This window comes from Methylobacterium radiodurans (assembly GCF_003173735.1).
GTDB lineage: Bacteria > Pseudomonadota > Alphaproteobacteria > Rhizobiales > Beijerinckiaceae > Methylobacterium > Methylobacterium radiodurans.
In genome coordinates this window covers 4,133,689-4,158,974 of sequence record NZ_CP029551.1, presented here as the reverse complement: position 1 = coordinate 4,158,974, position 25,286 = coordinate 4,133,689, and the positions used below count along the sequence as shown (strand labels likewise).

Here is a 25,286-nt window from a genome sequence, read left to right as displayed (position 1 = left end):
TCCCGATGCCTAGTTGTCGGAACAGCGAGCCAGCTCTCCGGTTCACCACCTGTGGCAGCGGAGAGGTTCTGCGCGTGACGGATGCAACGAACAGCAGCCCGCTGGATCGCACCCGGACACCGGGACATCACGTCGATCCAGCACTCTTCGGGGTTGCCGTCGAGGCCGCCGGCGAGGCCATCCTAATCACCACGCCAGACTTGCAGGATCCTGGACCGGTCATCGTCTACGTCAATCCGGGCTTCACGCGCATGACCGGCTACACACGCGAGGAAGCGGTCGGCCGATCGCCCCGCTTCCTGCAAGGCCCGGAGACGGATCGAGCGGTCCTCGATCGCCTTCGCGCTGAACTCGCCGCAGGTCGGCCCTTCCACGGTGAAACGGTGAACTACCGCAAGGACGGCAGCACCTACCTCATCGACTGGCTGATCACCCCCATGCGCGATCGTGCGGGGGAGATCACCCATTGGATCGCGATCCAGCGCGACATCACGCAGCTGCGGCAGAATGAGGCGCAGCTCCGTAACGCCGCCGAGCAGCGGGGTCTGATGCTCGGCGAACTGCAGCATCGGGTCAGAAGTACGCTTGCAGCCGTGCGCGGGCTGGCGCGTCGCACCGGCGACACCAGCCTGACTGCGGAGGACTATGCGGCGCATCTCGACGGGCGGCTGAACGCCCTCACGCGCGTGCTAGGCGTGATCGGTCAGGATCCGGGAGCGGGCATCAGCCTGGAGAGCCTCGTCGCCGAGGAGCTTCTGACCAACATCGCCCATGAGGGTGAGCAGGCCTTCATCTCCGGCCCGGAGGTTCTCCTGCAGCCGCGCGCCGCAGAGACGTTCGGGCTGGCGCTGCACGAGCTCGCCACCAACGCGGTCAAGTACGGGGCCCTCACCTCAGCGCAGGGGCGGGTTACGGTGCGTTGGTGGATCGAGGGTGAGGAACGTCAGGGCGCCGACCGCCTCATATTCGACTGGGTCGAGACCGGCGCTCAGCATCCTGTGCTGGCACCGCAGCCGGGTGGCTTTGGTATGAGCCTGTTGCAGGATACGCTACCCTACGAACTGGAGGCGGAAACCACGATCGCGTTCACGCCGCAGGGCCTGGCTTGCCGCATCGCACTTCCCGTGACGCCGCGTGTGCTCCGCTCGGTCGAAGATGCCCGGTCAGAGCCTCTGCGCCGATGCTGAGACCTGTCACCTCAGCGGAACGCAGTCGGGCTTCGGGAGCAGGCTGCCGGCAGCGGCTCACTCCGCGGCCCGCTGCTCGAGGTGCAGGTAGGTTGGATCGAACTCGGCGGCTTGGACAAGCTCGTCCCAGCGGTCCACGACCAGGGTACTGCCTCGTAGGGTGAGCAGCCCCGAGCCGCGCAACTCCTTCAGCGTGCGGTTGACGTGCACGCTTGTAAGGCCGAGCGCGTCGGCTAGGTCGGTCTGGGTAAGGGGTAGCGGGCAGCGGTGCTCGCCGGCCAAGCTCACCGCCTCCAGCTTGAGATACATCTCGCAGAACAGGTGCGCCATCCGCGCGTAGGCCGAGCGTCGGCCCATGCCTGTCATCCACTGGCGAAAGACTGCTGCATCGATCAGCGTGTCGCGCCAGAGGACGGTAGCGACGTTGGGGAAGCGGTTGATCAGATCGCGGAGCGCGTCATGTGGGATGAAGGCCACCACGGCTTTGGTCGCCGCGCAGAGGCTGTGATCCATGGAGTGGATGTGCAGGCTCTGCAGGTCAGGCACGTCGCCGGGGATGTGGAAGGAGAGGATCTGGCGCCGCCCCTCGCTGAGCAGCTTGTAGCGGCAGGCCCAGCCCTCGAGGACAAGGCAGCACCGCGAGGGCCGGTCGCCGTCGCGCACGATGTCCTGCTTGGGCTGCAGCACCTTGGTTGTTGCCGGCAAGCGCAGGATGGCCTGCCGCTCCTTGTCCGAGAGGCCGGCGATACTGTCCAGCTTGCGCACGAGCAGCGCCAGGGCGTGATCATTGGCAGGATTAGGCATGGTGCTTCCCCTCGCGATGCAGGCGAAAGCCCACGCCAATTCCAGCCGCCAGCGCACGATCCATGAGCCGATGGCGAGATGAATTTAGAACACAGGCGGCCCATGACGAGCCACCGGGGCTGAGCAGTTATCCAGCTTCGTTCCTATGCCAGAGCCAAGCATGAACAAAAGCGGGTCCGTTGGCGGCCCTTTGCCGTTGTCGCTGACGACGTAACCCACAAAGATCCTTTCTACGTCCGTCAACGTTCTTGCATTTGCGATGCGCAGGGTATCTTCTTATGGACGGGAACTGGCACTCAGCCGAGCAGCCGCAACAGATCACATCGCCTTCGGAAGGGGACATTTTCCGGCTGAATGCTTGAGATCAGGCTGAGGAGATCCAGCGAAATCTAATAAATCCCGCACTAGCTCTGCCTCCACGAACGGCTTCTCTCGCCGCGGGCGGTCATCGTGTCTGGAGGCTTAAGTGCACGCTAATACTGCATGACCTCTGTTACGGAACGGTCTTGGCCCAAACCGCCGAGGCGGCGCCCGCCGAGATCGAGGTTGTGCCTTCCCGCTTCGACGCCGTGTACTCGGACATAGGGATGCCAAGCATCGACGGGATCGGAATCGCCGAGCGGATGCGGGAGCTGCACCCGGGACTGCCGGGGGTCCTGACCACCGGCTATAGCGACGTGCTGGCGCGGGACGACGCACTTGGGTTCGCGCTCGTGCGCAAGCCGTACTCCGCCGAGCAGGTGGCGAAGGCCTTGAAGGCGGCTGCCGACCGCAAGGCCCGGAACGCCGTGACCTCCGGCACTCGATAGGGCCGCAAGCGGCCCTCAACCCGCCGCCGGCTTGGCGGGGAGGGGCAGGCCGAGTTGCGCGCTCTCCGTGTCGCGTCCGCTGCGGCGGTCGAGGAAGCGCAGTACCGGCGTCACCGTCACGCCGTGCAGCAGGATGGAGACCAGGATGGTCAGGCCGGCAACGCTCCAAATGAGGTCCGCCTGTTCGAAAGCGGCGTGGCGCATGCCGTAGGCTAGGTAGTAGATCGTGCCGAGCCCGCGAATGCCGAAGAAGCTGATTACCGCCCGCTCGCTGGGCGGCCCCTTCGAGCCGAACTGGCTAAGCCAGCCGCAGGCCGGCCGTACGACGAACAGCGCGAGGAGGGCGAAGGCCGCCGCCTGCCAAGTCAGGGCGTCCAGCAGCCCGGTCATGAGGGCGGCGCCGAACCCGACCAGCAGCACCATCATCAGGAGTCGCTCCAGCTCCTCGGCGTAGTCGTGCATCTTGTAATGGTAGTCGTGGCTGCGGTGGGCCGAGCGCAGGGCGAGCGCCGCCACGAACACGCCGACGAAGCCGTAGCCGTGCGCGGCCTCGACCGCGGCGTAGGTCAGGCAGGTGATGCCGAGTGCGACGAGGCCGTCACCCGACCGCGACAGCTTGGCGTGGTTCGGCAGGTGGAACGTGAGCCAGCCCATGCCGCGGCCGATCAAGGCCCCGAGCGCAACGCCGGCCCCGATCTTCCAAGTCACGTCGATTGCCAGCCATGCGCCGAGCTCCCGGGCGCCGAGGCCGCCGGCCGCCGCGAGCGCGACGGCAAGGTGGACGAAGGGGAAGGCGAGGCCGTCGTTGAGGCCGGCCTCGGAGGTGAGGGCGAACCGCATCTCGTCCTCCCGTCCCTGCTGCGGCGGCCCGACCTGGACGTCCGAGGCGAGTACCGGGTCGGTCGGGGCCAGGGCCGCTGCGAGGAACAGGGCGGCGGCCGCGCCGAGGCCGAGCAGGGCCGCCGCCAACGCGGCGAGTGCCATGATGGTCAGCGGCATCGCGATGGCGAGCAGGCGCCAAGTCACCATCCAGCGGTGCCATCCGACAAGACGGTCGAGCTTCAGCCCCGCGCCCATCAGCGAAACGATGACGACGAACTCGCTCGCGTGTTCGACGAGCGCGAGCCGTTCCCGTGGATGGAAGGCGTGCCCGGCAAGACCTGGTAGCAGGGTCAGGCCGGCGCCGATGCCGACGCAGCAGATCGGGAGGGAGAGGGGCAACCGCCGGACGACCATCGGCAGCCACGCCGTGAGAAGGACGAGGGCGCCGAAGCCGCCGAGGGCGAGGACGTAGGGTTCCATGGAGGACGAACCGTGGCCCTGCCGTACCGTTCCCCCACCGACCCATGGGACGTCTGTGGTTCATTGGCGTGCCGAGCCCGATTCTGTGGGGCGTGTTCTCGGCACTGATGCACTACGTGCCCTACAGCGGCGCCTTCATCTCCGGCGTCTTACCGATGGCGCTTGCTGCGGCTGTCGACCCGGGCCGTCGATGGTCCTCGCCACCGCCGTCCTGTTCCTCGTCGCGGAACCCCTGTTCGGCCAGGCGATCGAACTCCTGCTCACGGTCACTCGCCCGGGCTCTCGCTTTCATCGACACGATGGTGGCTCTGGCCGACGCGGGCATGAACCTCCACCACAGCCATCGGCATCGATTCCATGGATGGGTCGGTGAGACGTCCGGATGCCATGTCGAGGTCTCGGGCCGGGATGCGGAAGCAGAGCGCGGCATCGGCCCGGCTCGGAGTCGAGGACAGGTCATGACCCTGACAGCATGACAGCTTGCTGTTTTTAGCCGCCTGAGGATGCTTCTGCCTCCTTCGCAAGAGCGATGACCCCTCATTAACAGCATGCTGGCATGACAGCATGCTGTTAGCATGGCGGGTTCGACAGCATGCCTCGGTTGAATCGTTACCCGAGCGCGGATCCCGAGCCGTCCGGCAAGCGGAAGGTCATGATCTACGTCCCGCCCGGCTTGCATCGGGCGATGAAGCAGGCAGCCCTCGACGATGGGGATCGCTTCATCAGCGAAGTCTACGTGGAAGCCGCCCAGGCCTTCCTCGCGAGCCGAGGACTCAAGGTCGGGGTGGAGGGGGCTTCCGAGAACGCTCTCGGGAGAGAATCCACGCCGTCGATTGCGGACCTCGTCGGGGCGATCGAGGGCCTGGGTAAGCGACTTGAAGAGGCATTGGAGCACGGAAGCCCGCCTCGGCCTGTCGAGGCGCAACCGGCCGGTAGCCGGGCGGCGGAGGCTATGCGGGTGGTCCTGGAGGTGCTGAGGAAGGCCGGGAGTGATGGACTTTCCGCCACCGAGCTGTCGAGAGCGGTGCATGGTCGTGGCGTGAGATCGGGGGCCGAGGAGGCCGCGAAGGCGGTCCTGCGGGCCGCCGGTCTGGTCCGGTGCGAGGGGCGGCGCTGGCTCCTCGATGGTTTCGAGCGGACCGGATGAGAGGTTTCTCGAAGCCGCCGATCGGTACCGGAAGACCCTTCCGCCGGCATACCGGAGCTTGGCCTTCTGCCGAAGGAACGAGGCCGCATCGACGCGGGCCGGATCGGGCCGCGCCCAACAAAAATCATCGGCTCTGTCAGCCGGCTCCCTGTGAAAAAATTGCCCGTACCTGGGCTAGCTCGCCGATCTTGCCCGGCGGTCCCCCATCGCTGCATCGCCGTCCAGCCCACGACCACCGTGCTGAGCCCCCTTCGGTTCATGCGGCCGGCGAAGGAGTTGCAGGCCCGATTGAATCCCTCGGCGCGACGGTTCGCACACTGGCGCAAGGTGGCGGGTAGGCTGTCGCCGGCCCAGCCACGTCCACTTGCGCGCCGCATCGGCACGACCCCAGCACCGGACTTTTGGGGAGCATTGGCTCGGCATCCATCGTTTTCTGGAGCGGCTCCGCGACCAAGCGACCGACAAGGGCGAAGGCGATTGCCGAACGCCATTCCCGATCGTGCCAGCCATGCGATCGAGACGCGTCTGCCCTGCAGAGCCGGTAACCGAGCGGCCATGCCGGGAGCGGCCGTTGGCGTAGCAGGTAGACGGATCCCCCGCTATGTGCCCGGCATGCCGGTGGCCACGACCCGGCCCCTACTAAGCTCCCCTGTGGCATGTCCTTCCACCGTGACGCTCGAAGTCGTCTTCGCCGGGTTGCTCAGCCGAAGAGGCCCCGATTAGCCCCGGATAAATCCCTGGACGCATCCCAGACAGAGACGTCTTTTCAGTTACTTAGCTCGGATCAAACACTTAGGACGTTCGGAGGTAAGTCTCCCCTCAGCTCCACCACTCATTTTTCGATCCGAAAAATAGAGCGGTGGCAGGAGCTTGGAATACCAAGCACCCAGGACATCACCCAATCAGATCGACGACATCGGGCGCTCTCGGCCAGGTTCTGCGACTTGAGAAAGTCGGCGGATCCTCGCGGCGTGAGGGCATTCCGGCCCAATGTGCATGACTCCGATGGCGGCCCCGCAGGTAGGCGGTACGGCTTCATGGCCGAGGCATGGGGCGGCATGGGCTGGCGACCCCGGCAGGGCTCGAACCTGCGACATCTCGCTTAGAAGGCGAGTGCTCTATCCAGCTGAGCTACGGGGCCGGCCGCGGGGGCCGAAACACCACGCCGTGCGCCACCGGTCAAGGGTTCGCGCCGGCACGCGGGTTGCGCCCGCGGAAGGCCGGGAACCGTGGCCGGCCTCCGCGGCAACCGTCGCCCGCGCGTCCGTCGCTACCGGCGGGCGCCGCCCCGGTCTATGGAGCCCCCGCGCAGGGAGATCCAGAGGACCGGCATGGCACACCCGGACTTGACCAATCACGATTTGGCCGATCCGGACATCGTCGTCGTCGGGGGCGGCATGGTCGGCCTCGCGTCCGGCCTCGCGCTGCTCGAACGCGGTCTCTCGGTCGCCCTCGTCGATCCGGGCGAGGCGCGGGCGCGCACCTCCTACGGCAATGCGGGCGTGCTGAGCCGCGGCTCGATCTTCCCGATGGCGGGCCCGGCGCTGTGGCCGAAGCTGCCGGCCTATCTGCGCAACGCCGACAGCGCCCTGCGGGTGAACCACGCCCACCTGTTCCGGGTGGTGCCCTGGGGGCTGCACTTCCTGGCCGCGGCGCGCGAAGCCCGCTGGCGGCGGGCGGCCGCCGCGCTCCTGCCGCTGACCACCGCGGCCTACCCGGCCCACGAGCGCCTCGCGGAGCGGGCCGGGACGCGGGCGCGGCTGCGCCGCTCGGGCTGGCTGAAGCTCTACCGCACGGAAGCGGCCTTCGCGGGCGCCGCGCTGGAGCGGATGATCCTCGCCGAGCACGGTGTCGCCCTGGAGCTCGTCGACGGCGCGGCCCTGCGCGACCTCGAACCCGCCCTGGTGCGCCCCTATGCGCGGGCCATGCTGCTGCCGGAGACCGCCGCGCTTGCCGAGCCCGGTGCCCTGGTGGAGGCCTGCGAGCGGCTCTTCACCGAGACCGGCGGGCGCTACCTGCGGGGCGCCGTCACGGCCCTCGCCCCCGAGGCGGGCGGCTGGCGGGTGATCCATGCCGGCGGGAGCCTCCGGGCGCGGCAGGTCGTGGTGGCGGCAGGCGCCGCCTCGGCCGAGATCCTGCGTCCGCTCGGCTACCGCTTCGCCTTCGCGGCCGAGCGCGGCTACCACCGGCACTACGCCCTGCACCCGGACAGCCCGCCGCTGACGCGGCCCGTGCTCGACACGGGCGCCGGCTCGATCCTCGCGCCGATGGGGGAGAGGCGGGTGCGGGTGCTCTCGGGCGTCGAGCTGAACGCCCGCCACGCCGCGCCGGATCACCGGCAGATCGAGGCGGCGGCGCGGGAGGCGGCCGGCACGCTGCGGCTGGGCGGTCCCCTCGACAACCAGCCCTGGATGGGCTCGCGCCCCTCGACCCCGGACGGGATGCCGGTGATCGGCCGCGCGCCGCGCCACGACGGCCTGATCCTCGCCTTCGGCCACGGCCATATCGGCCTCTCCACGGGGCCTATCACCGGCCAGCTCGTGGCCGACCTCGCCACCGGCACCGAGCCCTCTGTACCGCTCGCCCCCTTCGCCCCCGACCGCCTGCTGCGCTGGCCGCACCTGTAGAGTCCCGGGTTTCCAAAGGGCCCGAGGCCCTTTCGGCGCCGAAAGGCGCTGCTGGCGGGGTCCGGGGTGCATGGCCGCGGGATTGGCTCCACCGTCCCGGCAGCGCCGGGCCGGGGGAGCCAGATGCAGGGCTCTGCCCTGCACCCGCCAAAGGTCTCGACCTTTGGAAACCGGGACATCCGCGCCTTTTCCGGCCGTGCAGCGTTGACTCCGGACGAAGCGTGGCCGTAGCTGGCCGGGACGGTTCCCTTCGGGGATCAAAAGGGAACGCGGTGAGGGCTTCATGCCTGATGCCGCGGCTGCCCCCGCAACTGTGAGCGGCGAGCCTTCCGCCACCATGTCACTGGGCCCCGGCCCGGGAAGACGGTGAGAGGGCAGCGACCCGCGAGCCAGGAGACCTGCCGTCAGCCGTGGTCACACGCGAAACGCGCCGGGCGGGGTGTCCTGGCGGGTGTCGAGGCATCGCCATGCCCGTGGGCAAGGCGGCCGCCGAGGCCTCGTTCGCGGTGACGTGCCACAAGGCCGCCCGCGCCCGCCCATGCTCGCCGCCGCAAGATCCCCGTCCCTCGCGCGACCGCGCGTGTCCCGCTGCGGGGACGCGCCGAGCCGCGCGGATCGACCGATCCGCGGACCCCAGGATTGTAACATTGTTACATTCACGGTAGGGCCCTCGGCGAGGCGCCGCCGCGCCCGGATCCCCGGACCCGCATCATGTCCAGACGTCCTCATCGCGCCCGCCCCCGGTGGGCCGCGCCCGCGCGCGCGCTCCCGCTCCTCCTGGTGCCGCTGACGGGCGCCCACGCGCAGGAGCGCGCCGCCCGGGATCCCTCACTCCGGGGCTCCGCCGTGATCGACGGCATCGTACTCGACCAGCTCTCGGTCGAGGGCAGCGGCGTCTCGCTGACCCGGGCCGACCCGGTCGGCCTCAACCTGCGCACCCCCGACCGGGGCGCGAGCCGGCTCGGCCTGACGCCGCTGGAGACGCCCGCCAGCATCGACATCGTGTCGGGCGAGACGGCGCGCCTGCGCGGCCAGAACACGGTAGCCGAGGCGGTGACGCAGGACGCCACGGGCATCACCACCATCGCGGCCCCCGGCAACGGCAACGGCGCCTTCACGGCCCGGGGCTTCGCCGGCCCGAACTCGGTCCAGCAGCTCTACGACGGCACCCGCCTCTATGTCGGCGCCAACACCGTCACCTTCCCGTTCGACACCTGGAACGTCGAGCGCATCGAGGTGCTGCGGGGTCCGGCCTCCGTTATGTACGGCGACGGCGCGATCGGCGGCGTGATCAACGTGGTGCCCAAGAAGCCGAGCTTCGTGCCGATCAACGCGGGACGCGCGGTGATCGGCAGCGACGGCGTCGCGCGCCTCGCCCTCGATTCCGGCGGCGCGATCGGCCAGGACGCGTTCGGCGACACCTTCGCCTACCGGCTGAACGTCAGCGGCAACCGCGGCGACGGCTGGGTCTCGCCCACCGGGGATTTCCGCAGCCTCGCGGTCTCGGGCGCGCTGCTGTTCCGGCCGAGCGCGGATCTCTCCTTCACGCTCAGCCACGACCTCGGCTACCAGGAGCCGGAGCGCTACTGGGGCACGCCGCTGGTAGCGGGGAAGATCCCGGACCGGATCCGGTTCAACAACTACAACGTCCGGGACGCGAAGATCACCTTCGCGGACAACTGGACTCAGCTGAAGACCGAGTGGACGCCCTCGGCCGACGTCACGATCCGCAACACCGCCTATCGGTTGACCTCGCGCCGGCACTGGCTCGACGTGGAGCAATACGCGTTCAACCGCGCGACCGGCCTCGTCGACCGCGGCGACTACCTGGAAATCTACCACAGCCAGGAACAGGTCGGGAACCGCTTCGACGCCGCCTTCCGTGGCTCGCTGTTCGGGTTCCGCAACGAATTCCTGGCGGGCTTCGACGTCAACCACATCGGCTTCCGCCACAGCAACAACTTCTATTTCGACAAGACCGACAGCGTGCCGCTCCTGGGCTATGGCCCAGGCTTCTTCCCGCAGGACGGGCGGGCGCGGTCCGCCTACGCGACGAATACCAGCCAGGCCTCGGTCTTCGCCGAGAACCGCCTGATCCTCTCGGACCGGCTCTCCTTCCTCAGCGGCGTGCGCTTCGACGCGCCGACGCTGCACCGGCAGGATCTCGTCACCGGTGCAACCTTCGAGAACACCTACCGATCGCTCGGCTACCGCTTCGGCCTCGTCTTCAACCCGACGCCGGACACGGCACTCTACGCGCAGTACGCCACCGCGACCGATCCGGTGGGCAGCCTCATCACCCTGTCGCAGTCGCTGGCGGGCTTCCGGCTCGCCACCGGGCGGCAGGTCGAGGTCGGCGCCAAGGGCATCGCCCTCGGCGGTGCGCTCGACTGGACGCTCGCAGGCTACCGCATCGTGAAGGATGACCTGATCTCCCGCCTGCCCGGCAGCTCCGCGGTCGGCGTGCAGGTGGGGAGCCAGTCCTCGACGGGAGTGGAGTTCGCCGCGGCTTTGCGTCTGCCCCACGGCTGGCGGCTGGAGGGCAACCTCGCGCTCCTGCGGGCGCAGTACGAGGACTTCACCCAGGTGGTGAACGGGCAGGCCGTCTCCTACGCCGGTAACCAGCCGCTCGACGTGCCCGAGCGCGTGGCCAACCTCTGGGCGACTTGGGCCTTCGCCCGCGATTGGGAGGCGCGGCTCGGCGTGCAGAACGTCGGCACCGTGTTCAGCGATTTCTCCAACACCGCCCGGCGCCCGGCCTACAACCTCGTCAATCTCGGGCTCGACCATCAGGTCACGCCGGATTCCCGGCTGTCCTTACGCGTCTACAACCTGCTCGACCGGGTCTACGCGATCTCGGGCAACGCGGTCGGCGGGGTCGGCACCAACTGGCTGCTCGGGCGCCCGCGCTCGGTCGAGGTGGCCTACAGCGTGGCTTGGTGAGCGTGGCGTGAGAGATCGGGCCGCACCGGAAAAGCGGGCCCGCCGCGGCCGTGCCGGGCGGGCCCGAAGTCTGCTCCGAACCCGCAGCTTAGCGCGCGGATCCGGACAGGAAACGGCGCGGAAGGCTTAAGCCCGGCCGCTCAGGCAGCAGCCCGGCCGCTCAGGCAGCCGGCAGCACGCGGCGCAGGCGGGCGAGGACGAGGGTGAGAACCCGGGCGGCGGCCCAGCCGAAACCGCCCCCTGCCGCCTTGACCAGGAAGTCCGCCTCGCGCCCATGCCGAGTGGGCTGGATCAGCTGAGACAGTTCGAGCAATCCCGCCGCCGCGACCGTGAGCGCCAGCACCGCAAGGCGACGCCGCGGGTAGCCGCAGGCGAAGAGGAAGCCGAGGAGCGCGAAGGCGCCGAAGCGCTCGGCGGAGACGGGCAGGGCCGTTTCCGGCCGCAGGCCGATCGGTGCCGCGGTCATGACGGCGAGCGCGGCGAGCAGGCCCCAGGCCAGGACCCGGGCGAGCGTCTGAGGACGGGAGGGCATGCTGGGCATCCGGCCGCCTACGCAACGGTTGCGCCGGGGTCAAACGCCCGACCGCGGCGCAGTGCGCAACGGCACGCCGTCCATACGCTCTCGCGGCTAACCTTGACGGCGTCGACGAAGCGTCGGCCATCGGTCCCGACCCACCGACGCGGGAGGCCCCCATGACAGCCATGACGGCGCGACGGATCCTCACCCTGATCGCCCTTGTCGTCCCGGCTCTGGGCTGGACCTGCCGTGAGGCGGACCGGGCCGTCGGGCAGGAGACTGCGAGCGGGCAGGGCCGCGGCGCCGACCCGGACGCGGTGGTGTTCCGGCACTTCCTATAGCCTGCGCCGCGTCCAAAGGCTGCGCCGCCCGACCCCAGGTCAGGCCGGTCGCTCGCCCTGCCGACGCAGCGCCTCGGGCAGACGGCGCGTCCGCCGCACGCGCGCCGAGGCGCGGATGAATGTCAGGTAGTTCTCGGCCTCGTCCAGGGTCAGCCCGCTCACCACGGGGTCGTTGCCCTGGATCACCGCGTGCGTGCCGTCGCCCGCGAGCCTCACGCTGATCCGCGACATGGCATCCCTCCTCGATCACAGCCCTCCGGCGGCACCTCGCGCGCGGGTGCCTTAGCCGCCTAACACCCGAGAACGCGATCGGTTCGGTGCGGGAGCGCGGCCGGCCCCCGGGGCCTGTGGCCCTCAGGCCACACGCGTTGCCCGAGCGTCACGCAAGCGGGCCCCCGCGCTCCGGCGGAGCGGCGAATTAACCGCTCGTTAACCATTACGAACAAAATCTTTGTCCTAACGAACGGTTTACGTTCGACCCTCCGGCACGCCGATGGAAAGTCTCTCGCAAGATTTTCCGCGTCGCCCAGCCGGGGAACAACAGAATACGAAAAGCTGCAGGACAGTTTTCGGTCGCCTCGCGCCCTGCGCGGAGCGTCGATGATGACCTGCGCCTCTGGGGCTGCCGAAATGTTCATCGTCGTCGACGAGCGGGAAAGCGTGACCGCCCAGTACGTGGCCGGCTTCAGCCAGGAGGGCGTCAGCGCCCGCGGCCTGCCCGCTCCCGATTTCCAGCTCTGGCTCACCGGGCTGCCGGCCGACGACCTGGCCACCGTCGAGGGCTTCGTGCTCGGCGATTGCGGCGACCGGACGGGCTGCACCGCGGCGATCCGCAGCCTCTCGCCCGCGCCGATCATCGCGCTCAACGAGACCCGCTCCCTGGAGCAGACGCTGGCCCTGTTCACGGCGGGCTTCGACGACGTGGTGCGCAAGCCCGTGCACGTGCGCGAGATCATCGCCCGGGCGAACGCGATCCGCCGCCGCGTCAGCCGCGGCGCGGCGCCCGCCGCCCCCGAGGGCACCGCCCGGCTCGTCGTCCACACGGACGGGCGCGATCCCGAGATCGACGGCCAGAGCCTGCTCCTGCCCCGCCGCGAGCGCCACATCCTGGAATACCTGGCGAAGAACCGCGGCCGGCAGGTCAGCAAGAGCCAGATCTTCAACGCGGTCTACGGCGACCACGAGAGCGCCTGCGAGGAGAGCGTGGTGGAGGGCCACATCTCGAAGCTGCGCAAGAAGCTGCGGGCGCGGCTGGGCCACGACCCGATCGAGGCCAAGCGCATGGCCGGCTACACCTTCGTGGGCTGAGGCGCCCGCCGACGCCGCTTGCTTAACGCACGATTAGCACTCCTCCGGCATCCTGCAGATCCCGATAACCCTAACGCATCGCTCCGCCCGGCCCCCGCGCCCGGCAGGGCGGAGGGAAGCGGGATGTACGGCGGATTCCCCGCTTTCCGGCGGGCGAAGGCATGAGGCCGCATCCGCCGGCCGGTGCGAACCCGGATGTCCCCGAAGGACGCAGGTCCTTCGCGGTCGTTTGCGTTTCCGGGTCCCACCATGACGAGCATTCTGACCAACGCACGGGCGATCACCGCGCTCCGGACTCTCGGAGCGGTCGGCGACGGCCTCGACACGGCCAACCGGCGCGTCTCCACGGGCGCGCGGATCGGCAGCGCGGCGGACGGGGCTGCCTACTGGGCCATCGCCACCAGCCTGAAGGCGGAGAACAGCTCGCTCGCGGCGCTGACCGACGCGATCGCCCTGGACCAGACCGCCGTCGACACGGCGTCCCTCGGCCTGACCCGGACGGTGGACCAGCTCCGGATCATCAGCCGCGCCCTGGTCGCGGCCCAGAGCGACCAGGCCGACCGGTCCAAGATCCAGCTCGACATCGGCAACGCCCAGCGCGCCATGCGCAGCATCGCGGAGAGCAGCGCGGTGGGGGGCTCGAACTGGCTCTCGGTGCAATCCGACGGGCCGGACTTCTCCGCCAACCGGCAGCTCGTCATGGCCTTCTCGCGCCGGGACGGGAGCGCGAACCTCACCCGCGCCACGATCGACGGGTCGCAGTTCATCCTGTTCGACGCCAAGGTCCGCAGCGCCTTCCAGGACTGGGCCCAGGCGAGCGACAAGCCCGCGACCGGAACGCTGGCCGCCACGGCGGCCGCCATCGCGGCGCGGTCGAGCCCCACTCCCATCGGCGGCTACCTGATCGACATCGTCGACTCGCCGACCCACAGCCACGTCAACGGGCTGCTCGACACGGGATACAGGATCAACGGCGTGCCGTCGCTCTCGACGGCGCAGGCCTCCTTCTCGATCGCCACGCTCGACGTCTCGCAGAGCTACGTGAGCCGCGCGATGATCGAATCCTACGCCCGGGTGGTCGACGCCACGCTCCAGAAGGTCCTGGACGGCGCGGCCCTGCTCGGCTCCACCTCGGCGCTGCTGACGGCCCAGCGCGACTTCGCCCGGCAGATGACGGCGATCAACGGGACGGCGATCGGCACGCTGGTCGATGCCGACATCGAGGTGGAATCGACGCGGCTCAAGGCGCTGCAGGCCCAGCAGATGCTCGGGATTCGCTCGCTCTCGATCGCCAATGCCGCGCCGGACACGGTGCTGACCCTCTTCAACTAAGGCCGCCCTCCCGGATCCGATCCACCGGATCCACAGCGGTCCGCACGGGACTCCCCCTTTAACGGTTCCGTAGCGAGGCCAGGGCAATTCTCAGTGCCGCCGGAACGGAGAGCGGACCGCGAGGTCCGAACCGCCCCGATGCAAACCCGTCAGACCCGCCAGGGTCTGGAAGCGCCGTGGATTGCCCTCTTGGGGGCAAAGGCATGATGCCGTTCCGCGAGCCCCGGTGCGAGCCCGGATGTCCGATAGGTTCCCAGACCGCTCGCCACGAGGTTCGTGCGTACCATGACCAGCATCCTGACCAACAACTCGGCCACGATCGCGCTCCAGACCCTGCGCTCGATCAACACCCAGCTCGACACGACCAGCAACCGCGTCTCGACCGGCCAGCGCATCAGCTCGGCCGCGGACGGCGCCGCCTACTGGGCCATCGCCTCGACCCTGAAGACCGACAACGGCTCGCTCAGCGCCCTCAAGGACGCGATGAGCCTCGACAAGAACTCGGTCGATGCCGCCTCGGCCGGTCTCAACAAGGTGATCGACCAGCTCAAGACGATCAACAACGCGCTCGTCTCGGCCTCGACGACCAACACCGACCGCGCCAAGCTGCAGAACGACATCAAGGTCGCCCTCGACGCGATCAAGAACTACGCCGACAACACCGTGATGAACGGCTCGAACTGGCTCTCGGTCAAGTCCGACGCCACCGGCTTCGCCTACGACAAGGACCTGGTCTCGGCCTTCTCGCGCAAGGACAAGTCGGTCTCGATCTCGACCACGACGCTGGAGACCGGCAGCTTCGTGCTCTACGATTCGAATACGGCCAGCGCCACCAACACGACCCTGACGGCCGCCTTCGCGGCGGTCGCCTCGAACGCCTCCGTGGCGCCGAGCACCGGCCCGGGCGTGACGGTCGCGGTGGGCAGCGCGACCGGCGCCGTGGGCGGCTTCATGGACACGAAGTACGTCATCACGATGTACGGCGGCTCCGCGGCCACCGAGTCGATCGCGGACTTCGACATCAAGTCGCTCGGCGCGTCGGATGCGGACCAGTCGAAGATCACCGGCTACCTGAAGATCGTCGACGCGACGGTTCAGCAGCTCCTCACCGGCGCCTCCAAGCTCGGCTCGATGTCGACCCTGCTCAAGTCGCAGCAGGAGTTCACGCAGCAGCTGATGGACATCAACACCTCGTCGATCGGCTCGCTGGTCGATGCCAACATCGAGGAGGAGTCGACCAAGCTGAAGGCCCTGCAGACGCAGCAGCAGCTCGGCATCCAGTCGCTGTCGATCGCCAATTCCAGCTCGCAGAACGTGCTCTCGCTGTTCCGGTAAGCCCGGACCCGAGACCCGAGCCACGGACCGGGGGCCGCGCTTCCAGGCGAAGCGCGGCCCCCGCGCGTTCTCGAGGGAGCGCAGAGGCGCGCCGGGCGCCGCAAGCCCCGCGCAAGGGCCTCCGGCGAAGGTTCCGGCGGCCGTCCCGCGAGCGCGGCGGCCGCGCGAGGTCCCACATCGCGGACCGCGGGAGCCGGACGGGATGGGACGCAGGAATCGGGCACGGGTCGTGCTCCAGCAGGCTGGCCCGCGCACGGGCGGCGGGTCCGCCCGCCGGCTGCCCGTCCTGGAGGCGATGGGACGGGCGCTCCGGCTGCACGGGGAGGGCCGCCTCGCGCCCGCCGAGGCGGCATACCGCGAAGTCCTGCGCCAAGACCCCGGGAACGCGGCAGCCCGTCACGCCCTCGGATTGTGCCTGCGCCTCGCAGGCCGTCTTCCGGAGGCGCTCGCCGCCTTCCAGCAGGCCGCCACCTTGGCGCCGAACGATCCGAACATCCAGGCCGATCTCGGCAGCGCCCTGGTGGCCAGCCGGGACGAGGCCTCCGCGCGCGACGCCTTCCGCGCGGCGCTGGCCCGCGATGCCGGCCACCGCGCGGCCTGGGACGGGCTGATCGGCCTCGGCGAGGGCGAGGCGGCTGTCGCGCCGCTGCGCCGGCTCCTCGCGGCGCAGCCGGCCGCCCCGGAATCCTACCTGCTCCTCGGCCGCGTCCTCTCCGCCCTGGGTCGGACCGAGGAGGCGCGGGGCGTCTTCCGGTCCGGGATCGAGGCCGGCATCCTGAGCGAACCGGCGCTGAGCACCTACGCGATGGCGACGCTCGAGGCGGGCCGCACCGAGGAAGGCCTCGCGGTGCTGCGGCTGCTCACCGAGCTGCACCCGGACGATGCGGGGCTGCACAACCTGCTGGCCTGCGCGCTCCTCAGCCACTTCCGCCTGCCCGAGGCCTACACCGCCCTGCGCCACGCGCTGGCAGCCGACCCGCGCCACGTGCGCGCGCACATCAATCTCGGCATGGTCTACACCCAGACGCGGCGGACCAACGAGGCGGTCGCCTGCTTCCGCACCGCGCTGAGCCTCGACCCGGACTCGGTGCTCGCCTGCTTCGAGCTCCTCGACCAGCGCCGCCACGCCTGCGACTGGGACGGGCTGATCGCGGAGGATCGCGCGCTCGTCGAGCGGATCCTCGAGACCGGCACGCGCCTGTCGCCCTTCAAGCTGCTCGTCATGCAGGCGGGCCCGGACGAGATCCTGCGGGCGACCCGGATCTGGGCCGCGGAGATCCGGCCCGCCTCGACCGACCTCCTGCCGCCGCCGCCCCCTCCCGTGCCGGGGCGCCGGATCCGGATCGGCTACCTGTCCTACGACTTCTTCGACCACGCCACGACGCAGCTCGCCGTGGCGCTGTTCGAGCGGCACGACCGCGCGCGGTTCGAGGTCTTCGCCTACTCGTTCAGCCCCGACGACGGCAGCGCGATGCGGCGCCGGGTGGTGGCGGCCTTCGACCATTTCGTCGAGGTCGGCGCGCTCTCGGACGCGGACGCCGCGCGGCGCATCCGCGCGGACGGGATCGACGTCCTCGTCGACCTCAAGGGCTATACCTACGGGGCCCGCACCCGCATCCTCGCCCTGCGGCCCGCGCCCGTCCAGGTGAACTATCTGGGCTATCCGGGCAGCATGGGGGCGCCCTTCATCGACTACATCCTGGGCGACCCGCTCATCACGCCCCTCGACCACCAGCCCTTCTACGACGAGCGCATCGTCCAGTTGCCCGACTGCTACCAGCCCAACGACGGGGACCGGGTCATCGCGGACGCGGCGCCGAGCCGGGCGGATTGCGGCCTGCCGGACGGGGCGTTCGTGTTCTGCTGCTTCAACAACACCTACAAGATCACGCCGTCCATCTTCGCGGCCTGGATGCGGATCCTGGCGCGCGTCCCCGGGGCGGTGCTCTGGCTCTACGAGGCAAACCCGGCCGCGCAGGACAACCTGCAATACGCGGCCGGCGCGCACGGGATCGACCCGGAGCGCATCGTCTTCGCCGGGCATGTCGGCTCGCCGGAGCATCGCGCGCGCCTGCGCCACGCCGACCTCGTGCTCGACACGCTGCCCTACAACGCCCACACCACCGCGAGCGACGCGCTCTGGGCGGGGGTGCCGGTGCTGACCTGCCTCGGCGAGACCATGGCGGGGCGCGTCGCGGGCAGCCTGCTGCGCGCCGCGGGCCTGCCCGAGCTGGTGACCACCACCCAGGAGGCCTACGAGGCGCTGGCCTGCGCGCTCGCCGCCGACCGGCCGCGCCTCGACGGGCTGCGGGCGCGCCTCGCCGCCAACCGGGCGCGGGCCCCCCTGTTCGACCCCGCGCGCTACGCCCGCGGCATCGAGGCGGCCTTCGCACGCATGCACGACCTGCGCTGCGCGGGCCGGCCGCCGGAACCCTTCGCGGTCCCACCCGAGCCCGTCCCGGACGGCTTCGATCCCGGCTCCGATGGCTGGCGAGATCCGCGGGCAGACGCCCGGCCCGCCCCCGGCCGCCCCTGAGACCCCGAGCGCCCCAGACAGTCCCGAGACCGATCCATGTCCGACATCACGCTCAGCCTCTGCATCGCCGCGGGCGCGCGCCCCGACTTCCTCGACCGCCTGCTCGGGCGCCTCGCCGAGGGCGGCCTGCCCGCGCCCTGCGAGGTCGTCGTCTCGGACGCCTCCGCGGACGGGGCGATCAAGGAGATCGTGGAGCGCCGCGCCGCGGAGGGCCTGCCGGTCGTCCGCTTCCGGCACGCCGGGGCGGCGCACCGGCCGGGCGAGCCCGCGAGCCTGTTCGCCGCCCTGCGGCGGGGCCGCGGCCGCTACCGCGTGGCGCTCGCCGAGGACGAGTTGCCCGTGCCCGCCGCGCTCCGCGAGGCGGTGGACTTCCTCGACGCGCACCCGGAGGTGCTGGCCTGCTACGCGCCCTGGGAGCTGCACGACGACGTGCCGGGCGCGGTCGCGAGCCCGCAATACGCGCTGGAGGCCGACGCCGTCTTCGCGCGGGAGGAGGCGATGGAGCTGTTCGGCTTCCTGGTGCAGCACGGCGTGGCCCCCGAGGCGGCCGTCTACCGGGCCGAGGCGCTGGGCGCCCTGCCGGCCGCGGGACGCCACTGCCACGCGGGCTTCGTCGGCCTCGCCCGCCTCATCGCGGAGGGAGCCGTGGCCTTCCAGGGGCGGCCCTTCCGCCGCATCGCCACGCAGGACCCCTTCACGGGCCGGCGCCACGACAGCGCCGCCGCGGGAGCCTCGGACTGGGACCTGCACCGCGGCGGCCTCGAATTCTTCGCGCGCGCCCTGCTGGCGCGGACCGGCACCGCCCCCGACCCGGCCCACCGCCCAGCCTTCCGGGACGCGATCGACGCTTACGTCGAGACCCGGATGCGGCTCGCCTTCCGGGTCGCGATGGGCCGGGGCGACTTCCTGGCCGCCCACGAGATCCACAACCGCCTGAGCCTGCTCAGCCTGGGCGAGCCCCGGCCGCCGGTCGAGGGCTTGGAGCGGCTGCCACTCCTCGTGGCGGTGCAGACGCTGGCGCGGCTCGCCAACGACACCGCCGAGGTGGAGCGCGTGGTGCTGGTGGGCGTCGAGGACGGTCCCTCGATCAGCAGCCTGCTGCGCGAGCTCGGCCTGGAGCGGCGCATCCTGGTGGCACCGCCGCTGGAGACGCCGAGCGAGAAGGCGGTCCGCGGCAGCCTCGTCTTCCTCGGCGAGAAGGCCGCGGGCGAGCGCGAGCGCCTCGTCGCGCAGGGCTACGCCCCGAGCCTCGTGATCGACGAGCGCGACCTCATCGCCGCCATCTGCCTGCCCTGAGCCGTCCCAGCGGTACGCGCCCGGGGGAACTCTCCGCACGAGAGCCGGGCGCTACACGCCCTCGAAGACGAGCCCCGCGAACTCACCCCGGCGCCAGCGCAGGCAGGCGCGCACGGTGCGCAGCTCGTCGGAGGCGATCACGAGGTCGAACCGGTCGGGCAGGGCGATCCGGGGAGCGAGGCGGATCTTTGCGCCGGTACGGGAGAGGTCCCGGATCACGCAGGGCTGGAGCCGCGCGCCGGCCACGATCCGTCCCTGCAGCACCACGCGGTGGCGCTTCGCCCGGGGCGGGGGGCCGCTCGTCGCGGGCCCCGCGCCCGCCATCGGGCCGTCCGGGCGGATCGTCATCGCGGGCTCACGCTCGGGCTCAACGGGTCTGGCGCCTTAATCGGACCGGCCCGGACGGGGCCGTTAACGGTGCGTCAAGCATAAGCGGCGAAACCTTAACGGACTGCCATCCGCCGTGACACGCCGCCCGCCATGTCGCCCACCCGCCCCGCTCAGCCGGCCAGACCGGTCCCGGACCAGCCCACCAGGGCGGTGCCCGGAGCCTCGTCCCTGCGCCTGCCCCCGCGCCCGCTCGCCGGGGCGGTGGCGCGCCGCCGCCGCCGCGAGGCGCGGATCGAGCGCGCGGTGCTCGGCGGCGCGCTCCTGCTGGCGCTCACCGCGAGCGGGTTCGCGGGCTACGTCATCACCGGCGGCAGCCGGCCCTACGCGGTTCAGGCCGTGCTGCCGGCCGGTGTCCAGACTTTCGCCTGGAAGCGCGGCCCGGACCCCGCGCCCATCGACCTCGATCCGACCACGACCGGCGCGATTCCCGAGCGCCCCTCCGCCCCCCCGGCGCCGGAGCCCGCCGCAGCCGGCAGCTACACCCTGCGCCGGGTCTCGACGGGCCCGGAGGGAAGCGTGGCGGTGCTGGAGGAGGCCGGCGGCCCGGTGCGCGAGGTCGCGACCGGCGGCGAGCTGCCGGGTGCGGGCCGCGTGCTCGCCATCCGCAGCACCGGCGCGGGCTGGGTGGTGATCACCACCCAGACCATCATCGGCCCGGCGCGGCTGTGAGGCGGACGATGGCAGCCTTCCCGACGGCCTCCCCGACAGCCTGGAGCAAGCGTCCCCGCCTAGAGCGGCAGGCGACCGCCGCGGATGCGTCGGAGCGAGGGAACGCGCGGCCGTGAACAGCACGCTCACCAGCTACACGCTCATCGCGCGCGACCTGCCGGCCGCGATGAAGCGCCAGGCCGCCGACCCGGTCACCGCCCGGGAGACCGCCTATTACGCGGCCAATATCGGCAAGGTGAAGTCGGTCGACGACCTCATCGCCGACCGCCGCCTCTACGCCTACGCCATGAAGGCCTTCGGCCTGGAGGACATGACCTACGCCAAGGCCTTCATGCGCAAGGTCCTGACCGAGGGCGCGTCGAGCCCGTCGAGCTTCGCCAACCGGCTGGCGGACGACCGCTACGTCGCCATCGCCAAGGCCTTCGACTTCACCGCCCTGCGGGTGGCCAAGGGCAGCGACGCGGTCGAGGCCGGCTCGGACCAGGCAGCGGCCGCGGCGGCGCAGCTGACCGGCTCGGTCCTGCCCGACACCATCGATTTCAGCGGCACCAACGAGGCCCGCTTCACGCTGACCACCCAGCTCGCCTCAGGCAAGACGGCGAGCGCCACGATCGTGCTCAACAAGGACACGCTGGCCAACGTCGCCAGCGACCTCACGGCGGTGAAGCCGGCCGCGCTCCTCTCGGCGATCCAGAGCCAGATCACCGCCTCGGGCGAGGCGGGCCTGAAGGGCAAGGTCCAGGTCAACCTGGACATCTTCGACAGCCTGCTCTTCACCACGGCCGCCTACACCGATCTCGGGGCCGACCAGAAGACGGGCGGCACGGGCGCGGACGCCGACACCGCCTACGCGGGCACGGGCGCGGCCCGGACCGTAACCCTGCGGGTCGCGCCCCCCGCCGCGGGCAAGACGGCGGTCAGCGTCGGCTTCGGCACGAACGTCGCCCCGGACCTGGCGGCCCAGACCGTCACGGACGCCTACCTGCGCCAGTCGATCGAGACGGATGCGGGGGCCGAGGATACGGGGGTGCGCCTCGCCCTCTACTTCGCCCGCAAGGCCCCGACCGTGAAGAGCGCCTACGACATCCTGGGCGACACGGCGCTCACCCAGGTCGCCAACACCCTGCTGGGCCTGCCGGCCTCGAGCTCGGCCACGTCGAACGACGCCCTGGCGCAGCGCGCCAAGCGGATCGGCGAGAAGATCGACCTGGCGAGCCTCAAGGACCCGGCCGCGGTCGAGAAGCTGGTGCGGCGCTTCGCGGCGATCTGGGACGCGCAGAACAACACCGCCTCCGCGCCGATCCTCGCCCTGTTCACCGGCGACGACGGCAGTTCCGGCATCACCGCCGACATGATGAGCGCCCTGCGCGCCGTCCGGACGGGGGCCTGAGGCGATGCAGAACGGCCTCTACGTCGCGCTCTCCAGCCAGCTCGCCCTGGAGAAGCGCCTGACGACCACGGCGCAGAACGTCGCCAACATGGCGACCGCCGGCTACCGCGCGGAGGAGACGAAGTTCTCCGCCCTGATGGCCCAGGCCACCAAGGGCGCGGTCGCCTTCGCGAGCACGGGCGACACCTACATCTCGCGGGCTTCGGGCCCGGTCACCAAGACCGACGCGGCCCTCGACGTCGCCCTGCAGGGCGATGCGTGGCTCAGCGTCGGCGGCCCGAACGGCCCCGTCTACACCCGGGACGGACGCCTCAGCATGGACGCGACCGGCCGCCTCACAGACGTCTCCGGCCGCCCGGTGCTCGATCCCGGCGGCGGGCCGCTTCTGCTCGACCCGCAGGCCGGGCCACCGACGATCGGCCGCGACGGCACGATCCACCAGGGCGTCAACCAAGTCGGCGCGATCGGCCTGTTCACGTTCGATCCGAAGGCGGCGATCCGCCGGGCCGGGCCGAACGCCGTCGCCCCGAGCCTGCCCGCCCGGCCCGTGCAGGACTTCACCCGCATCGGCCTCGCGCAGGGGCATCTGGAGGGCTCGAACGTCAACCCGATCCTGGAGATGACGAAGCTCATAACCATCCAGCGCGCCTTCGAGAGCGCGGCGAACCTGACGCAGCAATCGGAGAGCGCGCTGCAGGACGCCATCAAGTCGCTCGGACCGCAGGGCTAGGCCGATGGCGGACGCGATCGAGCGCCTGGAACGGGCGATGGCGCAGGCGGAGGGCCACCTCGTCCAGGTCGGCGGCCGCGTGCGCGAGGTCTCGGCCAGCGCCTGCCGGATCGGCGGCGTCGGGCCGTTCGTGCGGCTCGGCGACCGCATGGGCTTCGAGCAGGACGGAAAAGCCCAGGTGGGCGAGATCGTGCGCATCGACGCGGAGGGCGCCACGCTCAAGACCTTCGGCCCCCGGATCGAGGCCGGCATCGGCACCCGGGTGTTCCGGCTGGGCGCGGCCGAGCTCAGGCCCGACCCCGGCTGGAAGGGCCGGGTGATCGACGCGCTCGGGCGCCCGATCGACGGGGCGGGACCGCTCGCCGAGGGCGCGACCGCCGCAGCCCTCGATGCCGACCCGCCCGCCGCCTTCGGCCGCGCGCGGGTGCGCCGGCCCCTGGTGACGGGCGTGCGGGCGCTCGACCTGTTCACGCCGCTCTGCGCCGGCCAGCGCATTGGCATCTTCGCGGGGAGCGGCGTCGGCAAGTCGACGCTGCTCGCCATGCTCGCCGAGGCAGAGGGCTTCGACAGCGTGGTGGTGGCGCTCGTGGGCGAGCGCGGGCGCGAGGTACGCGAGTTCCTCGAAGGCCCGATCGCCGCCGCGCGCGACCGCGCCGTGATCGTGGTCTCGACCGGGGACGAGAGCCCGATGATGCGCCGGCAGGCGCCGAAGGTAGCGCTCGCGATCGCCGAATCCTTCCGCGACCGCGGCGAGTCGGTCCTGCTCATCGTCGATTCGGTCACCCGCTACGCCCACGCCGCCCGCGACGTGGCGCTGGCCGCGGGCGAGCCGGCGGTCGCGCGCGGCTACCCGCCGAGCGTGTTCTCGGACCTGCCGCGGCTCCTCGAACGGGCCGGGCCCGGGACGGAGGGCCAGGGCAGCATCACGGGCGTGTTCTCGGTGCTGGTGGACGGCGACGACCACAACGACCCGGTCGCCGACGCGATCCGCGGCACGCTCGACGGCCACGTCGTGCTCGACCGCGCCATCGCCGAGCAGGGGCGCTACCCGGCCATGGACCTGCTCGGCTCGATCTCGCGGCTCGCCTCCGAGGTCTGGACACCCGAACAGCGCGACCTCGTGCGCAAGCTCAAGGCCATGATGGCCCGCTACGAGGAGACCCGGGACCTGCGCCTGATGGGCGGCTACCGAGCCGGCACCGACGCCGAGCTCGACCAGGCGATCGCGCTCGTGCCGAAGATCTACGAGGCGATGCGCCAGGAGCCCGGACAGGCCCCCAGCCGCGACGCCTTCCTCGAACTCGCCCAGTCCCTGCGGAGCTGACCATGGCTAAGCTCCGCACAAGCCACCGCGCGCCTGATGCGCCCCGCAACGACCAGACCCTGAAGGTGTCCCCATGAGCCTCACCGGCGTGCTCCGCACCGGCGTCTCGGGCATGAACGCCCAGACCAACCGCATCTCGACGGTGGCGGAGAACATCCAGAACGCCTCGACCACGGGCTACAAGCGCACCGCGACGGAGTTCTCGTCGCTGTTGCTCGAATCCTCCGGCACCGGCAACTACAATTCGGGCGCGGTGGAGACCACGGTCCGGCGCAGCGTCGGCGAGCAGGGGCCGACGAGCTTCACCACCTCGGACACGGACCTCGCGATCAACGGCAACGGCTTCTTCCTGGTGCAGGACGGCAGCGGCAGCCAGTTCCTGACCCGCGCCGGCAACTTCGTGAAGGACGGCACCACCGGCAATCTCGTGAACGCGGGCGGCTTCACCCTGCTCGGCTACGCGCTCAATGCCGACGGCTCGCTGCCCGCCACCCCGAAGCTGACGGAGATCAAGTCGGGCGCGACGCAGCTGCAGGCGCGCCCGTCCAGCACCATGACCCTGCAGGGCAACCTGAAGGCCGGCTCCGCGACGGTCACCACGCCCAGCGCCACGAGCTTCACCACCAAGACGCCAGTCACGACCTACGACAGCCTCGGCAACAAGGTGACCCTCGACGTCGTCTTCTCGAAGGTGGCCGACACCGCCGCCGAGCCGAACAAGTGGTCGGTCAGCGTCTACACCCAGGACGCGACGCCCGCGCTCGTCGGGACCGCGAACACGATCAGCTTCGGGCCGACCGGCCAGATCACCGGCACCTCGACCTTCGCCCTTCCGGCGGACGGGAGCCGCCCGGCCCTGACGCTCGACCTCGGGGCGATGACCCAGCTCGCCCCCGACAACAGCCCGAAGGGCGTCGCGGACGGCTCGGCCCCGACCAGCAGCACGGGGGTGGCCTTCGGCGACGACGGCACGGTCTACACGATCTACGCCGACGGTACCCGCGCGGCGACCTACCGGGTCCCGGTCGCCGACGTCGGCAGCCCGGACCAGCTCCAGCCCCGGGCCGGCAATATCTTCGAGGCGACCTCGACCTCGGGCAACATCGAGCTCGGCTTCGCGATGCAGAACGGGCTGGGCACCATCAAGTCCAAGGCGTTGGAGCAGTCGAACGTCGATGTGGCCACGGAACTCACCACGATGATCGAGTCGCAATCGGTCTACACCGCCAACTCCAAGGTGTTCATGACCGGCAACGAGATGCTCGAAACCCTGATGAACCTCAAGCGCTGAGCGCAACG

The 25,286-nt window shown here is 70.8% G+C and carries 21 protein-coding genes, 1 tRNA gene, 1 pseudogene and 1 riboswitch; of the genes and pseudogenes, 17 read left to right on the top strand and 6 right to left on the bottom strand.

What is annotated here, in order from left to right:
- The first annotated feature begins 74 nt into the window (after nucleotides 1–74).
- Nucleotides 75–1,187 carry a PAS domain-containing protein gene (locus DK427_RS19585; RefSeq protein ID WP_162559842.1) on the top strand — a complete coding sequence of 371 codons (1,113 nt, stop codon included), beginning with the start codon at nucleotides 75–77 and terminating at the stop codon, nucleotides 1,185–1,187.
- A 57-nt stretch (nucleotides 1,188–1,244) separates the two neighbouring features.
- Here DK427_RS19585 and DK427_RS19580 read toward each other — a convergent pair whose 3' ends face one another.
- The gene (locus DK427_RS19580) at nucleotides 1,245–1,991 is read right to left on the bottom strand and encodes a Crp/Fnr family transcriptional regulator (protein WP_109952721.1); all 747 of its coding nucleotides are present in this window, start codon (nucleotides 1,989–1,991) and stop codon (nucleotides 1,245–1,247) included.
- 506 nt (nucleotides 1,992–2,497) lie between these two features.
- On the opposite strand from DK427_RS19580, the gene DK427_RS19575 reads away from it, so the two are divergent.
- Complete coding sequence (locus DK427_RS19575; protein WP_342772516.1) at nucleotides 2,498–2,800, top strand: response regulator; 303 nt, start codon at nucleotides 2,498–2,500, stop codon at nucleotides 2,798–2,800.
- Nucleotides 2,801–2,815: 15 nt separating this feature from the next.
- Here DK427_RS19575 and DK427_RS19570 read toward each other — a convergent pair whose 3' ends face one another.
- Nucleotides 2,816–4,102 carry a cation:proton antiporter gene (locus DK427_RS19570; RefSeq protein WP_109952719.1) on the bottom strand — a complete coding sequence of 429 codons (1,287 nt, stop codon included), beginning with the start codon at nucleotides 4,100–4,102 and terminating at the stop codon, nucleotides 2,816–2,818.
- Between the two features lie 53 nt (nucleotides 4,103–4,155).
- Between DK427_RS19570 and DK427_RS27155 the strand changes: the two are divergent.
- Nucleotides 4,156–4,414: pseudogene (locus DK427_RS27155) on the top strand (AI-2E family transporter); the annotation flags it as partial.
- A gap of 340 nt (nucleotides 4,415–4,754) precedes the next feature.
- Nucleotides 4,755–5,249: a hypothetical protein gene (locus DK427_RS19560; protein ID WP_109952718.1), complete on the top strand. Its 495-nt coding sequence runs from the start codon at nucleotides 4,755–4,757 to the stop codon at nucleotides 5,247–5,249.
- Nucleotides 5,250–6,313: 1,064 nt separating this feature from the next.
- Here DK427_RS19560 and DK427_RS19555 read toward each other — a convergent pair.
- Nucleotides 6,314–6,390 (bottom strand) — tRNA-Arg (locus tag DK427_RS19555).
- 190 nt (nucleotides 6,391–6,580) lie between these two features.
- Here DK427_RS19555 and DK427_RS19550 point away from each other — a divergent pair.
- Both DK427_RS19550 and DK427_RS19545 read left to right on the top strand, forming a co-directional pair.
- A complete protein-coding gene (locus DK427_RS19550; RefSeq protein WP_109952717.1) occupies nucleotides 6,581–7,876 on the top strand; it encodes an NAD(P)/FAD-dependent oxidoreductase in 1,296 nt (431 codons plus the stop codon).
- 226 nt (nucleotides 7,877–8,102) lie between these two features.
- Nucleotides 8,103–8,296: riboswitch (cobalamin riboswitch) on the top strand.
- 291 nt (nucleotides 8,297–8,587) lie between these two features.
- A complete protein-coding gene (locus tag DK427_RS19545; protein WP_109952716.1) occupies nucleotides 8,588–10,819 on the top strand; it encodes a TonB-dependent receptor in 2,232 nt (743 codons plus the stop codon).
- 160 nt (nucleotides 10,820–10,979) lie between these two features.
- Here the strand turns inward: DK427_RS19545 and DK427_RS19540 are convergent, their stop codons facing one another.
- A complete protein-coding gene (locus tag DK427_RS19540; protein WP_245930639.1) occupies nucleotides 10,980–11,351 on the bottom strand; it encodes a VanZ family protein in 372 nt (123 codons plus the stop codon).
- A gap of 161 nt (nucleotides 11,352–11,512) precedes the next feature.
- On the opposite strand from DK427_RS19540, the gene DK427_RS26470 reads away from it, so the two are divergent.
- Complete coding sequence (locus DK427_RS26470; protein ID WP_162559841.1) at nucleotides 11,513–11,677, top strand: hypothetical protein; 165 nt, start codon at nucleotides 11,513–11,515, stop codon at nucleotides 11,675–11,677.
- 39 nt (nucleotides 11,678–11,716) lie between these two features.
- Here the strand turns inward: DK427_RS26470 and DK427_RS19535 are convergent, their stop codons facing one another.
- The gene (locus DK427_RS19535) at nucleotides 11,717–11,908 is read right to left on the bottom strand and encodes a hypothetical protein (protein ID WP_109952714.1); all 192 of its coding nucleotides are present in this window, start codon (nucleotides 11,906–11,908) and stop codon (nucleotides 11,717–11,719) included.
- A 399-nt stretch (nucleotides 11,909–12,307) separates the two neighbouring features.
- On the opposite strand from DK427_RS19535, the gene DK427_RS19530 reads away from it, so the two are divergent.
- From DK427_RS19530 to DK427_RS19510, 5 genes are all read left to right on the top strand, one after another.
- Nucleotides 12,308–12,985 (top strand): response regulator transcription factor, encoded by a 678-nt coding sequence (locus tag DK427_RS19530; RefSeq protein ID WP_109952713.1) that lies wholly within the window; start codon nucleotides 12,308–12,310, stop codon nucleotides 12,983–12,985.
- A 249-nt stretch (nucleotides 12,986–13,234) separates the two neighbouring features.
- Nucleotides 13,235–14,317, top strand: a complete 1,083-nt coding sequence (locus DK427_RS19525; protein ID WP_162559840.1) for a flagellin N-terminal helical domain-containing protein — start codon at nucleotides 13,235–13,237, stop codon at nucleotides 14,315–14,317.
- 285 nt (nucleotides 14,318–14,602) lie between these two features.
- Nucleotides 14,603–15,652 carry a flagellin N-terminal helical domain-containing protein gene (locus DK427_RS19520; protein ID WP_109952711.1) on the top strand — a complete coding sequence of 350 codons (1,050 nt, stop codon included), beginning with the start codon at nucleotides 14,603–14,605 and terminating at the stop codon, nucleotides 15,650–15,652.
- Nucleotides 15,653–15,854: 202 nt separating this feature from the next.
- Nucleotides 15,855–18,188, top strand: a complete 2,334-nt coding sequence (locus tag DK427_RS19515; RefSeq protein WP_109952710.1) for an O-linked N-acetylglucosamine transferase, SPINDLY family protein — start codon at nucleotides 15,855–15,857, stop codon at nucleotides 18,186–18,188.
- A gap of 36 nt (nucleotides 18,189–18,224) precedes the next feature.
- Entirely contained in the window at nucleotides 18,225–19,484 is a 1,260-nt protein-coding gene (locus DK427_RS19510; protein WP_109952709.1) for a glycosyltransferase family protein, read from the top strand.
- Between the two features lie 51 nt (nucleotides 19,485–19,535).
- Here DK427_RS19510 and DK427_RS19505 read toward each other — a convergent pair whose 3' ends face one another.
- Nucleotides 19,536–19,832 carry a PilZ domain-containing protein gene (locus DK427_RS19505; RefSeq protein ID WP_245930638.1) on the bottom strand — a complete coding sequence of 99 codons (297 nt, stop codon included), beginning with the start codon at nucleotides 19,830–19,832 and terminating at the stop codon, nucleotides 19,536–19,538.
- A gap of 192 nt (nucleotides 19,833–20,024) precedes the next feature.
- Here DK427_RS19505 and DK427_RS19500 point away from each other — a divergent pair, with 192 nt between their 5' ends.
- The 5 genes from DK427_RS19500 (at nucleotide 20,025) to DK427_RS19480 (ending at nucleotide 25,278) form a co-directional block, all read left to right on the top strand.
- On the top strand, nucleotides 20,025–20,543 hold the full coding sequence (locus DK427_RS19500; RefSeq protein ID WP_109952708.1) for a hypothetical protein: 519 nt from the start codon (nucleotides 20,025–20,027) through the stop codon (nucleotides 20,541–20,543).
- 112 nt (nucleotides 20,544–20,655) lie between these two features.
- A complete protein-coding gene (locus DK427_RS19495; RefSeq protein ID WP_109952707.1) occupies nucleotides 20,656–21,933 on the top strand; it encodes a DUF1217 domain-containing protein in 1,278 nt (425 codons plus the stop codon).
- 4 nt (nucleotides 21,934–21,937) lie between these two features.
- The gene (gene flgF / locus DK427_RS19490; protein ID WP_109952706.1) at nucleotides 21,938–22,663 is read left to right on the top strand and encodes a flagellar basal-body rod protein FlgF; all 726 of its coding nucleotides are present in this window, start codon (nucleotides 21,938–21,940) and stop codon (nucleotides 22,661–22,663) included.
- 4 nt (nucleotides 22,664–22,667) lie between these two features.
- A complete protein-coding gene (fliI, locus tag DK427_RS19485; RefSeq protein WP_109952705.1) occupies nucleotides 22,668–23,987 on the top strand; it encodes a flagellar protein export ATPase FliI in 1,320 nt (439 codons plus the stop codon).
- A 73-nt stretch (nucleotides 23,988–24,060) separates the two neighbouring features.
- Nucleotides 24,061–25,278, top strand: a complete 1,218-nt coding sequence (locus DK427_RS19480) for a flagellar hook protein FlgE (protein ID WP_109952704.1) — start codon at nucleotides 24,061–24,063, stop codon at nucleotides 25,276–25,278.
- Nucleotides 25,279–25,286 lie beyond the last annotated feature (8 nt).